The organism is Nonomuraea candida, assembly GCF_000725485.1.
GTDB classification, from domain to species: domain Bacteria; phylum Actinomycetota; class Actinomycetes; order Streptosporangiales; family Streptosporangiaceae; genus Nonomuraea; species Nonomuraea candida.
Genome location: NZ_JOAG01000027.1, coordinates 145,964 through 158,635, shown reverse-complemented (window position 1 = coordinate 158,635; position 12,672 = coordinate 145,964). Strand labels below are relative to the sequence as shown.

The window sequence follows — 12,672 nt, the reverse complement described above, 5'->3', positions numbered from 1 at the left end:
CATCACCGAGCGGGCGCAACCCTCGACCCCCGTGACCGGCGGGCGGCGGTGAACCCGCGGCCGCGGGAGGCGGCCAGGAGCCCGACTGGTGGACAAAAGGGATAAGTAGCGATCTTCGGGGCAGGTGATCGCCGATGTCCACCCTCGATCTCGTCCTGGCCCTGGGCGGCGCCGCCGCGCTGCTGGCCGCGATCCTCCCCGAGGTGCTCGCCGGCCGGCCCCTCTCCCTGCCCCTGGTCTACCTGCTGGGCGGCGTGCTGCTGTTCGCCCTGCCCCTCGGGCTGCCCGACCCCGACCCGATCGCCCACCGCACCGCCCTGGAGCACGTCACCGAGCTGTGCGTGGTCATCTCCCTCATGGGCGCGGGCCTGGCGATCAACCGCCGCTCCGGGGCGCGCGGCTGGGCCACGACGTGGCGGCTGCTCGGCCTGGCCATGCCGCTGACCGTGGCCGGCGTGGCCGCCGCGGCCGTGCTCCTGCTCGGCTGGCCGATCGCCGCCGCGCTGCTGCTCGGCGCCGTGCTGGCGCCGACCGACCCGGTGCTCGCCTCGGACGTGCACGTGGGCGAGCCCGTGGACGCGGAGAACGCCGACGACGAGGTGCGCTTCGCGCTCACCTCCGAGGCCGGGCTCAACGACGGGCTGGCCTTCCCCTTCGTGTACGTGGCCATCGCCCTGGCCACCGCGGGCGGCGCCGTCTGGCTGGGGGAGTGGGCGCTGACGGACGTGCTCTACCGCACCGCCGCCGGCCTCGTGCTCGGGCTGCTCATCGGCCGCCTGCTCGGCCGGCTGTTCTTCCGCGCCAGGCCGGACGGGCTGCGCCTGTCGGAGCGCCGCGACGGCTTCGTCGCGCTGGCCGCCACGTTCCTCGCGTACGGGGTCACGGAGCTGGCCCACGGGTACGGCTTCGTCGCCGTGTTCGTCACCGCGTGCACCATCAGGCGGGCCGAGCACGGCCACGGCTACAACAACGTGCTGCACGGCTTCGTCGAGCAGGTCGAGCGGCTGTTCACCGCCTGGCTGCTGCTCCTGCTCGGCGGCTTCGCCGTGACCGGCGGCCTGGCGGCGCTCACCTGGCGCGGCGCGGCCGTCGGCCTCCTGCTGCTGCTGGTGATCCGCCCGCTGACCGGCTGGCTGGCCCAGTGGCGCGGCCCGGCGGGGCCGAGGGAACGGCTGGTGATCTCGTTCTTCGGCATCCGGGGCATCGGCTCGCTGTTCTACCTGGCGTACGCGCTGGGCCAGGCCGGCTTCGGCGTGCCCGCCGACGAGCTGTGGGCGGTGGCGGGCTTCACCGTGCTGGCCTCCGTGGTCCTGCACGGCGTGACGGCCACCCCCGTGATGAACCACCTGGACGCGCTGCGCGACCGGATGACGGCCGCACGCCAGGACTGACGCCGGCCCAGGAAAGCGCGGGGCAGCCGAGGGGCACGGAGAGTTCCACCGGCGGAAGGCGGTCGTTACCGCCCGGGGCACCGCCTCGCCACGTACGACGATCAAGGTGCTGCGCGGCACCCTGAAACGGAGTACGACACATGTCCCACCCCTCGCTCGGCCGCCGCGCCCTGCTCCAGGCGGCCATCGCCGCCCCGGCCGCCGGCACCCTGGCCGCCACGACGACCACCCGCGCGCACGCCGCCGCTCCGGCGGCGCGGGCATGGTCCGGCTCTACGCCTTCGACCTCGTCCGCAACATGATCGACGTGGAGACGCTGTCGCCCTGGCTGCTGGCGCGCGACCCGGAGGAGCGCACCCCGCTCGAGGCCGAGCACCTGGAGCTGACCGGCCCCGCCGACCGCTTCAGCATCGAGATCGACTTCGACGCGCGCTTCGCCGGGTTCGCCCCGCGCGCCCTCCCCCCGGCCAGGCCCGCCAGGGCCGTGATGCCGCGCGGGACGGTGGCGTACTGGAGGTTCGACGCCGAGGGCCTGGCGCGGGCCGGCGCGGACGGCGCGGTCGTCCCAGCGGGGACGGTCGCCCGCGACCTGACCGGCGGCGGCAACGACCTGACCGCGGAGCTGCTGCACGCCGGCGGCCCCGAGACGCTGCGCTGGTCGGCCGACCACCACGAGGGCCAGCCCGCCCACGCCAGCCTGCGCTTCGACGGCGGCAAGGGCCCCGACCGGGGCGCGGTGCTCAGGACGGCGGCGAACGCGCCGATCAACGGCATGACATTCGAGTCCGGCTACACCATCGAGGCGTTCATCAAGCTGCCCGAGCCGTTCGAGGGCGACCACGCCTGGATGGGCATCCTGAGCTGGGAGGGCCGCAGCGGCGACGCCGGCAAGTCCAGCGGCTGGTCGCCCGACGAGCCCACCTGCAGCCTCAACGTCTCGCCCGAGCGGTACCTGCAGTACGTCGTCTACCCCACCGACCGCGACGCCGACCCCACCTCCTGGAGCCACGCCCTGCCGGTGGGCCGCTGGACCCACGTGGCGGTGGTCAACGACGCGCGGCGCACGGTCATGTACGTCGACGGGTCCCGGATCGCCCGCAACCCGTCCCAGCCGTCGAAGGGCATCTCGACGCTGGGCCGGCCGTTCGCCATCGGCGGCACGCAGTTCGCGCTCCGCTACGGGCAGGGGTTCTACGGCTGGATCGGCGACGTGCGGATCGTGGCCAGGGCCCTGCGCCCCAGGGAGTTCCTCACCCCCTACGCCTGACCCCGGGCACCCGCCGCTCACGAGGGCGAGCAGGGGCCGCGCCCTGCCGTCTCACCAGGACGGCAGGGCGGGGGCCTGATCCGGGTGCCGTGCCGGTGATCCGGGCGGTCGTGCCGGGCCGGGCGGTGACCGGCAACGCGGTGCCGTGCCGGGGCCGATGATCTGGGATGCGGTGCGCGTACCGGGTAGGTTGCCTGTCCATGCAGGCACGCCCGAAGCACCCACACCCCGCCCGCCGGGGCCGCGCACCCGCCTCCTGCCTCGCCGCCGCCCTCGCGCTGGCCATGACCGCCTGCGGGGCGTCCCCTCAGACCGGCCCCGAGACGGGCTCCGGGAGCGGCGGAACCTCCTCCGCCCCGCCGGCGAGCGCGGCGTCACCCACGGCGTCACCCACGGCGCCGCCCAGCACGCAGCCGCCCGAGGAGGAGTTCCCCGCGCCCGGTGAGAAGGTGCCGGACGACGCCGCGCGGCTGGCCACCGCGCTGAAGGAGACCACCGCCCGCCTCAACGACGCCATCGACGCCTGGACGGAGGGCGGCGCGCCCACGACGGGCGAGCCGCCCGAGGACGTCGAGCTGCCGGCCCTGTACCAGCAGCGTCTCTACCGGCACGCCGCCCGCCACCCCAAGCTCGCCGCCAGGGCCTTCGCCCGCCTGCCCAAGGCCCTGGCCGCCCAGGCCCAGGACAACACGGCCGCCATCCGCGAGCTGCTCTCCCTGGCCCACCCGATCAAGCCGGACGCCGTGTTCAGGACCCAGCGGGCCCGGCCCGCCGGCGAGCTGCTCGGTCACTTCAAGAAGGCCGAGCGCCGGTTCGGGGTGGAGTGGGAGGTGCTGGCGGCGGTCATGTTCGCGGAGACGAAGTTCGGGCGGGTCAGGTCCGACAGCCACGTCGGCGCCCAGGGCCCGATGCAGTTCATGCCCGCCACCTGGAAGGCGTACGGGATGGGCGGCGACGTGCGCGACCCGCGCGACGCGGTCATGGGGGCGGCCAACTACCTCAGGGCCAGTGGCGCGCCCCGCGACTATCGGCGGGCGCTGCACGCCTACAACCCGTCGCAGGCGTACGTGCGGGCGATCCTGCTGCACGCCCGCCAGATCAAGCGCGACCCGCGCGCCTACTACGCCTACTACAACTGGCAGGTGTTCGTGCTGACCACCAAGGGCGAACGCCGCCTCACCGGCCCCTGACGAAAGACCACTCCGGCAACGGAAACGCCCGGAACGGGGAACCCTCCGGGACGGGAGCGCCCCGCCCGGGTTCGGGCGGGGCGGTTCAGGTGTGGCCGGCGCAGCAGGGGGTGGGGTTCGGGACCTCGGCCGGGGTGAGGCGGCTCGGCGTGGTGAAGGCGTCCCGGCCGGAGGCCGGGCCGGTGACGTGACGACGGCCCGCGCGCGAGGGGGCGAAACGGGGCGGGCTACGGGGTGGCCGCCTGTGACAGGGCGCGGGCGGCGTGCACCAGCGGCACGTGGCTGAACGCCTGCGGGAAGTTCCCCACCAGCCGGCCGTAGCGGGGGTCGTACTCCTCCGCCAGCAGCCCCACGTCGTTGCGCAGCGCCAGCAGCCGCTCGAACAGGTCCTCGGCCTCCTGCCTGCGCCCCTGCATCGCCATGACCTCCACCAGCCAGAAGCTGCACGCCAGGAACGCGCCCTCGCCGCCGGGCAGCCCGTCCACGTCGTTGTCGGAGGCCAGCGGGTAGCGCAGGACGAACCCGTCGGACATCAGCTCCTTCTCGATGGCCGCCACCGTGCCCAGCACCCTCGGGTCGTCGGCGGGCAGGAAGCCCACGATGGGGATCATGAGCAGCGCCGCGTCCAGCTCCGACGACCCGTACGACTGCGTGAACGTGTTGCGCTCCGGGTCGTAGCCCCGCTCGCAGATCTCCGCGTGGATCACGTCGCGCAGCGTGCGCCACTTGTCCACCGGGCCGGTGCGCCCGAAGCGCTCGACGTATTTGACCGCCCGGTCGAGCGCCACCCAGCACATCACCTTGGAGTGCACGAAGTGCCGGCGCGACCCGCGCACCTCCCACAGCCCCTCGTCGGGCTGGTCCCAGTGCTCCTCGACGTAGTCGAGCAGGCGGCGCTGGATCGTCCAGGCCCGCTCGTCGGCGGACAGGCCGCGGGTGCGCGAGACGTACAGGCAGTTCATGACCTCGCCGTAGACGTCGAGCTGGAGCTGCTTGACGGCCTCGTTGCCGATGCGCACCGGGCGGGAGTCCTCGTAGCCGTCGAGCCAGTCGAGGCGCAGCTCGGGCAGGCGGCGCTCGCCGGCGACGCCGTACATGATCTGGAGGTCCTGCGGCCGGCCGGCGATCGCGCGCAGCAGCCACGCCCGCCAGTCGGCGGCCTCCTCCAGGTAGCCGGAGCTGATCAGCGCGTCCAGCGTCAGGGTCGCGTCGCGCAGCCAGCAGAAGCGGTAGTCCCAGTTGCGCACCCCGCCCAGGTCCTCCGGCAGGGACGTGGTGGGCGCCGCCACGATGCCGCCGGTCGGCGCGTATGTCAGGCCCTTGAGCGTGATCAGCGACCGGACCACCGCCTCGCGGTGCGGGCCCGTGTAGGTGCACCTGCCCACCCACTCCGCCCAGAACGCCTCGGTCTCGGCGAGCTGGCCCTCGCAGTCGATCTGTGGCGGCATCGGCTCGTGGGAGGGATGCCAGGTGAACACGAACGGCAGCCGCTCGCCCTCCTTGACGGTGAAGGTCGCCCGGTGGGCGTAGTCGCCGCCCTTGAGCGGCACGGGGGAGTGCAGCCACACCGAGTCGGGCCCGCCGATGGCCTGGAGGTGGCCGTTCGTGCGGCGCACCCACGGCACGATGCGGCCGTAGTCGAAGCGGACGCGCAGCTGGGTGGAGACCTCCACGGCGCCGGAGACGCCCTCCACGATGCGCACGACGTCGGGGTTGCGGTCGCGCGGCGGCATGAAGTCGATCACGCGGACGGTGCCCGTGGGGGTGTCCCACTCGCTCTCCAGGACCAGCGTGTCGGGGCGGTAGCGCCGCCTGGTCGCCGGTTTCCTGCCGACGGGCCCCAGCCACCAGTGCCCGTTGCGCTCGCCGCCGAGCAGCGCCGCGAAGCACGCGGGCGAGTCGAACCTCGGCAGGCAGAGCCAGTCGATCGACCCGTCCCGCGCCACGAGCGCGGCCGACTGCATGTCCCCGATCAGGGCGTAATCCTCGATCCGCATGGGTTAGACGCTACTCGGATCGGGGGTGATCCCGCGTCCGGGCCGATCATGTCGCGTCATGCCGTCCCGGCACGCGGGATCACGTCAGGGGGAACCAGCGGGCGAACAGCTGGGTCAGCGGCCCGATCGCCAGCGCGAACACCAGCGTACCCACGCCCACCAGGCCGCCCAGCAGCCAGCCGGCGATCAGCACGCTCACCTCGATGAGCAGGCGGGCGAGCCGCACCGACAGGCCGAGCCGCATCAGCCCGGTCATGATGCCGTCCCTGGGGCCCGCGCCCATGCCGGCCCCGATGTAGAGCACGGTGGCCAGCGCGATCGACAGGACGGCCAGCGCCACGTAGAGCGCCTGGAGCGCCAGCACGCCGGGGGAGGGCAGCAGGAAGATCCCCGCATCGGCGAACAGCCCGACGAACACCACGTTGCTGATGGTGCCGAAGCCCGGCTTCTGCTTCAGCGGGATCCACAACAGCATCACCAGGGCGCCCACGACGATGATGACGGTGCCGATGGACAGGCCCACGTGCAGGCCGAGGCCCTGGTGGAAGACGTCCCACGGGCCGTTGCCCAGCCCGGACTCCACCTGGAGGGCGATGCCGAGCCCGTACAGGGCCAGGCCGCCGTAGAGGCGCAGGAGGCGGGCGGGCAGGGAGCTCGGCAGAGGGACGGACGTTTCGCTCATGATGCGCCTACCTTGGCATTCGCCGATTTGCCAAGACCAGGGCCAATCGCGAAAAGTGGCCTTATGCGGCATATGTCAGCCATGCAGGTGGCCCGGCTCGTGGACGTCGACCCGGCGGCGCGGCCGTACTACCGGGCCCTCGCCGACGGCGTGCGCGGCCTGATCATGGACGGCCAGCTCCCGGTACGCGTCCGCATGCCCGCCGAACGCGACCTGGCCCAGACGCTCAAGGTCAGCCGCACCACCGTCACCGCCGCCTACGACCTGCTGCGCGAGCGCGGCTACCTGGAGAGCCGGCAGGGCTCGGGCAGCTGGACCGCCCTGCCCGACCCGGCCCTGGCGCCCGACAACCCGTGGCTCGGCACCGACGACGACGGCCTCATCCAGCTCAACACCGCCGCCCCGCCCGCCCCCGCGCTGCTGATCGCCGCCATGACGCGGGCGGTGGAGGACCTGCCCCGCTATGGCATGGGCAACGGCTACGACCCGATGGGCCTGCCGCAGCTCAGGGAGCGCATCGCCGCCCGCTACACCGCCAGGGGCGTGGCCACCCGGCCGGAGCAGATCGTCGTCACCGGCGGCGCCCAGCACGCCATCCAGCTCGTCGCGGGCCTGCTCGTCGGGCCGGGCGACGCGGTGGTGGTCGAGTCGCCGACCTACCCGCACGCCATCGAGGCGTTCCGGCACCGCGGGGCGCGCATCGTGCCGGTCGGCGTCTCCCACGACGGCTGGCAGCCGGACCTGGTCGCCGGGGCGATGCGGCAGTCGGGGGCGCGGCTGGCGTACCTGATGCCCGACTTCCAGAACCCGACGGGCGCCCTCATGGAGGACCCGGTGCGCGCCGCCGTCGTGGGCGCCGCCCGGCGGGCCGGCACCCTGCTGCTGGTGGACGAGACCTGGTCGGAGCTGGCCCTGGAGGAGGTGCCGCGGACCTCGCCGCCGGCCGCCTTCGACACCGACAGCCGGGTCATCAGCGTCGGCTCGGCCTCCAAGCTGTGGTGGGGCGGGCTGCGCATCGGCTGGATCCGCGCCACCGCCGCGCTGGCGCGCCGGCTGTCCACGTTCCGCTCGACGGTGGACATCGCCAGCCCGGTGCTGGAGCAGCTCGTGGTGGCACGGCTGTTCGACCGGCTGGAGGAGACCCGCGCCGAGCGCCGCCGCACGCTGCGCGCCTCACGCGACGCGCTGGTGTCGGGGCTGCGCGAGCACCTGCCCGGCTGGGCCTTCGAGGTGCCGCGCGGCGGCGGCTCGCTGTGGGTCCGGCTGGCCGGCGCCGGCTCGACGCCGCTGGCCGAGGCCGCGCTCTCCCACGGTGTACGCCTCGCGCCCGGCCCCTGGTTCGGCCTGGAGGGCGCGCTGGAGGGCTACCTGCGCCTGCCCTACACCCAGCCGCCCGGCCTGCTGGCGGACGTGGTCGTCCGCCTGCGCGCCGCGCTCGACCACGGCCCCACCGGCGCCGCCCGCCCCCCGGACCCGCTCATCGCGATGTTGTGACCGTCCCCGGCGGCCCGCCGGTCATTCGCTCAGGCCCCTGGCCAGCGGCGCGCGCCAGTTGCGGCGCATCGCCGCGATGCGCAGCCCGAAGGCCAGCAGCGCCGCCGCCAGCGTGGCGGGCCACCCGTGCAGCCCGTGGTACGACAGCCCCGCCATCACCGCCGAGCCCAGCAGCGCCGGCACGGCGTAGAGCTGCCGGTCGTACAGCAGCGTGGGGATCTCCCCGGCCAGCACGTCGCGCAGCATGCCGCCGCCCACGGCGGTCGTCACCCCCAGCAGCGCCGCGTGCAGGGGGCTGAGGCCGTACTCCATGGCCTTCTCGGTGCCGACGGCGCAGAACAGCCCGAGTCCGGCCGCGTCCAGCACCAGGATGGCCGGCATCACCCGGGCCACGTGCGGGTGCCAGAAGAAGACGATCACGGTGGCGGCCACCGGCACCAGGACGTAGCCGAGGCTCTGGAAGGCGATGGGGCGCACGTTCAGGATGAGATCGCGCACGACGCCGCCGCCCAGCGCGGTCATCTCGGCCAGCACGCCCATCCCGACCACGTCGAGCCGTTTGCGGACCCCCATGAGCGCGCCCGACAGCGCGAAGACGAAAATGCCGACAAGGTCGAGAAGTTCAGACACGATCGGAATGTCTACCGCATGCCGGGCTCATGATGTTCGGCCATCATCACCCGCAGCTTCCGCGTGAACATCAGCAGCGCCAGCCCGGCCACGATCGCCATCACGGCCAGCACCAGGTAGTACACCGGCTCCGACAGCACCCGGTTGAGCCGCCCCGTCTGCCCGCCGATCGCGTCGCCCACCGACACCGCGATGAACCAGATGCCCAGCATCTGCCCCTTGAACGCCTCGGGGGCCAGCTTGGTCGTGACCGACAGGCCGACCGGGCTCAGCGACAGCTCGCCGAACACCTGGATCAGGTAGACGAGCACCAGCCACCACACCGAGACCCGCCCGGTCCCGGCCAGCGCGGCGGCCAGCGCCATGACCACGAAGCTCAGCCCCACCATGACCAGCGCGAACGAGAACTTCTGCGGCGTGCTCACCCGCGTGCCCAGCTTCACCCACAACGCCGCGAACACCGGCACGAAGATCATGATGAACAGCGGGTTGAACGACTGCGTCGTGGCCGGCGTGATCGGCACGCCGAACAGCGACAGGTCGGTGTGGTCCTGGGCGAAGAACAGCAGCTTGCTCGGCGCCAGGTCGTAGAGCATCCAGAAGATCGCCGCCGCGATGAACAGCCAGATGTAGGCCTTCATCCGGATGCGCTCGTCCTCGCTCAGGTCGTGGCTGCCGAACATGATGTAGCCGAAGTAGACGACCGGCACGATCAGGATGACCAGCGTGAGCGCCACGGTGAACCGGTCGATCGTCAGCGTGCCGGTCGCCGCCCACGCCCCCACCGCGAGCGCCGCCAGCACCACGCCGAGCGCCACCAGGCCGCCGAAGCGGCGGCGCTCCCGGCGCGACAGCCGCATGCCGGGCCGCTCGCCGACGCCGCGCAGGCTCCGGCCGCCGAGCACGTACTGGACCAGGCCCAGCGCCATGCCGACCGCCGCCGCACCGAACCCCAGGTGCCAGCGGTTGCCCGTGGCCAGCCACCCCACCACCAGCGGCGCGAAGAATGCGCCCAGGTTGATGCCCAGGTAGAACAGCGAGAACCCGGCGTCCCTGCGCCCGTCGTCCTCCTCCGGGTAGAGCCGGCCGACCATGACCGAGATGTTCGGCTTGAGCAGCCCCGTGCCCGTGATGATCAGCAGCAGCCCCAGCCAGACGAAGAACGGCGACGTCACCGGGATCGCCATGCTGATGTGCCCCAGCATGATGACGAACCCGCCCCAGAACACCGACCGGCGCGCTCCCAGGATGCGGTCCGCGATCCACCCGCCCGGCAGCGCCACCAGGTAGATCAGCGCGCCGTAGACGCCCACGACCGCCTGCGACGTCTCCTGCGACAGGCCCAGGCCCTGCTGGGCGGGCGAGGCCGCCATGAACGTGGCCAGGATCGCGCGCAGCCCGTACCAGGAGAAACGCTCCCACATCTCGGTGCCGAACAGGGTGGCCAGGCCCCAGGGATGACCGAAGAACGTCCTGCCGCCGCCACCACTCATGCACGCCCCCCGCCAGCGCAATCCGTGTCCTTGTCGTCACTCTACGCAAAGACGCAGGTCTTTCTCCGTAAGCCCTTGCCGCTACCCGCGCGGTGTGGTGCGATGCATGTCACTCGTGTAAGTGAACACTGACCGGAGGCGGGTGCCATGGCCGAAGTCCTCGAAGTGCGGGCCGAGATCGAGCGGCAGATCGTGGGCCGTACGGTGTGCGAGCAGCTCAAACAGGCGGCCGAGCGGCACGCGGACGCCCCCGCCTACTCCGACCCCGACGGCGACGGCTGGCGCACCCTGACCTACGGCCAGGCCCGGGAGCGGGTGCTGGAGATCGCCGCCGCCTTCGCTGGGCTGGGGCTGGAGCCCGGCGAGTCGGTGGCGCTGATGATGGTCAACCGCAGCGAGCACGTGCTGGCCGACCTCGGCGCGGTGCACGCCGGCGGCGTCGGCTGCACCGTCTACTCGACCTTCGCCCCCGACCAGATCGCCTTCGTGGCCGGCGACGTCGGCGCCCGCTACGCCGTGCTCGGCGGCCCGGCCGAGCTGGCCCGCTGGGAGCCGGTGCTCGACCGCCTGGACGGCCTGCGCAAGATCATCATGCTGGAGGGGGCCCCGGTCGGAGACCGCTTCATGACCTGGGCCGACTTCCTCGACCTCGGCCGGCGGCGGCTGGCCGGCGACCCGGCCGGGGTCGAGGCCCGCGCCGCCGCGGTCACCCCCGGCGACGTCGCCACCGTGCTCTACACCTCCGGCACCACGGGCGTTCCCAAGGGCGTGCCCCTCACCCACACGAACATCTTCTACGAGGTCGCCGCCACCGACCGCCTCACCGAGCTGCCCATGCTGGGCACCCAGATCTCCTACCTCACCTACGCGCACATCGCCGAGCGCGTCCTCAGCCTCTACCTGCCCCTGGTGAAGGTCTCCCACGTGCACTTCTGCACCGACCTGGCCAACCTGGGCGCCACCCTCGGCCAGGTCAGGCCGATGATGTTCTTCGGCGTGCCCCGGGTGTGGGAGAAGATGATGGCCCGCCTGCTCGCCGTGCTCGCCACCCAGACCGAGGAGCAGCAGGCCGCCGTCCGCGAGGCCATGGCCGCCGGCGCCGCCTACGTCGAGGCCGGCCAGTACGGCCGCACCGTCACCCCCGAGATCCGGACCGCCTACGAGAAGGCCGACGCCTCGCTCCTGTCCGTCATCCGCGGCATGATCGGCTTCGACCGCGCCGAGTGGACCGCCACCGGCGCCGCCCCCCTCCCCGACGAGGTGCAGCACTTCTTCGCCGGCCTCGGCCTCAAGGTCATCGACGTGTACGGCATGACCGAGACGACCGGCGCCTTCACCGGCAACAGCCCCGCCTGCTACCGCCTGGGCACCGTCGGCAGGGCCGAGCCCGGCGTCGAGATCCGCATCGCCGAGGACGGCGAGATCCTCACCCGCAGCCCGCTCAACACCCGCGGCTACCTCAACCGCCCCGACGCCACCGCCGAGCTCATCGACGCCGACGGCTGGCTGCACACCGGCGACATCGGCACCGTGGACGAGGACGGCTTCTACCGCGTCGTGGACCGCAAGAAGGAGCTGATCATCACCGCGGGCGGCGAGAACATCTCACCCGCCGAGATCGAGAACCACCTCAAGCAGCACAACCTCATCGGCCAGGCCCTTGCCTACGGCGACAACCGGCCGCACCCGGTGGCCGTCCTGACCCTGGACGCCGAGGTCGCGCCCGGCTGGGCGCAGGCGCGCGGCATCGCCTTCACCTCGCTCGCCGAGCTGGCCGAGCACCCGGAGGTGCTCAAGGAGGTCGAGGCGGCGGTGCACGCCGCCAACGCCAAGCTGGCCCGGGTGCAGCAGGTCAAGCGGTGGGCGCTGCTGGGCGTGGAGTGGACGGCCGAGACCGAGGAACTGACCCCGAGCCTCAAGCTCAAACGGCGCGTCATCCACACCAAGTACGCCGACGTCATCGAGAGCCTCTACGGCGAGCCGCCCTCGCCGGGTCAGGCCAGGTGACGACGCCGCACCCCTGACCCGGCCCGACCGGCCGCCCGCCCGCGCGGCTCGCGGGGCGAAGGCGGCCCGCTCGCCCGGTCCCGCTCGGTCACCCCCCTCGCGCGGCCCGCGGGGTGCGGCGAGGGCCTGGCCGGGTGGTGGAGCGGGCGTCTCGTCCGGCCGGGTCCGGCTTTGCCATTCGTGGCGTGTGTCGCGGTCCTGGTCATTACCGGACGGTTCCTACCGTCTCGATCATGACCAGAGGCTTTCTTCTCGTCTCGCTCGCGGCGGGGTCGCTCACGGTGCCCGTGCCTGCTGCCTCCGCCGCGACCGAGCCCGCCATCCGCGCCATCACCGTACGTCCCGCGGATCCCGTCGTCGGGGCGCAGGGCTCCGTCCGCCTGGTGATCGACGTGATCGCGAAGGGCGTACGAGGCAAGGACGGTGTCACCGTCAAGGTCGAACCCGGCGCCCCGCCCGCGCACGCCGCCCCCGTCCACCCGCCCATCGTCACCCGCCCGGTGGAGCCGCCCTCGGCAGGC

At 73.1% G+C, this 12,672-nt stretch carries 10 protein-coding genes; 6 read left to right on the top strand and 4 right to left on the bottom strand.

Annotation, left to right across the window (positions count from 1 at the left end; translation table 11 throughout):
* Positions 1-134: 134 nt before the first annotated feature.
* From IO39_RS25620 to IO39_RS25610, 4 genes are all read left to right on the top strand, one after another.
* On the top strand, positions 135-1,391 hold the full coding sequence (locus IO39_RS25620) for a cation:proton antiporter (RefSeq protein ID WP_043628028.1): 1,257 nt from the start codon (positions 135-137) through the stop codon (positions 1,389-1,391).
* Positions 1,392-1,531: 140 nt separating this feature from the next.
* A complete protein-coding gene (locus IO39_RS56105; protein ID WP_169789113.1) occupies positions 1,532-1,693 on the top strand; it encodes a hypothetical protein in 162 nt (53 codons plus the stop codon).
* On the top strand, positions 1,654-2,658 hold the full coding sequence (locus tag IO39_RS25615; protein ID WP_211267162.1) for a LamG domain-containing protein: 1,005 nt from the start codon (positions 1,654-1,656) through the stop codon (positions 2,656-2,658). Before IO39_RS56105 ends, IO39_RS25615 begins: the two co-directional genes overlap by 40 nt.
* 200 nt (positions 2,659-2,858) lie before the next feature.
* On the top strand, positions 2,859-3,848 hold the full coding sequence (locus tag IO39_RS25610; protein WP_157548892.1) for a lytic transglycosylase domain-containing protein: 990 nt from the start codon (positions 2,859-2,861) through the stop codon (positions 3,846-3,848).
* A 227-nt stretch (positions 3,849-4,075) separates the two neighbouring features.
* On the opposite strand, the gene IO39_RS25605 is transcribed toward IO39_RS25610, so the two are convergent.
* Both IO39_RS25605 and yczE read right to left on the bottom strand, forming a co-directional pair.
* Complete coding sequence (locus tag IO39_RS25605; RefSeq protein ID WP_043628025.1) at positions 4,076-5,845, bottom strand: glycoside hydrolase family 15 protein; 1,770 nt, start codon at positions 5,843-5,845, stop codon at positions 4,076-4,078.
* A 79-nt stretch (positions 5,846-5,924) separates the two neighbouring features.
* Positions 5,925-6,527, bottom strand: a complete 603-nt coding sequence (gene yczE, locus IO39_RS25600) for a membrane protein YczE (RefSeq protein WP_052423361.1) — start codon at positions 6,525-6,527, stop codon at positions 5,925-5,927.
* A gap of 72 nt (positions 6,528-6,599) precedes the next feature.
* Between yczE and yczR the strand changes: the two genes are divergently transcribed.
* Complete coding sequence (yczR, locus tag IO39_RS25595) at positions 6,600-8,021, top strand: MocR-like transcription factor YczR (protein ID WP_245642226.1); 1,422 nt, start codon at positions 6,600-6,602, stop codon at positions 8,019-8,021.
* Positions 8,022-8,042: 21 nt separating this feature from the next.
* Here the strand turns inward: yczR and IO39_RS25590 are convergent, their stop codons facing one another.
* On the bottom strand, positions 8,043-8,651 hold the full coding sequence (locus IO39_RS25590) for a trimeric intracellular cation channel family protein (RefSeq protein WP_052423359.1): 609 nt from the start codon (positions 8,649-8,651) through the stop codon (positions 8,043-8,045).
* Between the two features lie 11 nt (positions 8,652-8,662).
* Entirely contained in the window at positions 8,663-10,144 is a 1,482-nt protein-coding gene (locus tag IO39_RS25585; protein ID WP_084773480.1) for a peptide MFS transporter, read from the bottom strand.
* A gap of 147 nt (positions 10,145-10,291) precedes the next feature.
* Between IO39_RS25585 and IO39_RS25580 the strand changes: the two genes are divergently transcribed.
* The gene (locus IO39_RS25580) at positions 10,292-12,151 is read left to right on the top strand and encodes an AMP-dependent synthetase/ligase (RefSeq protein ID WP_043628020.1); all 1,860 of its coding nucleotides are present in this window, start codon (positions 10,292-10,294) and stop codon (positions 12,149-12,151) included.
* Positions 12,152-12,672 lie beyond the last annotated feature (521 nt).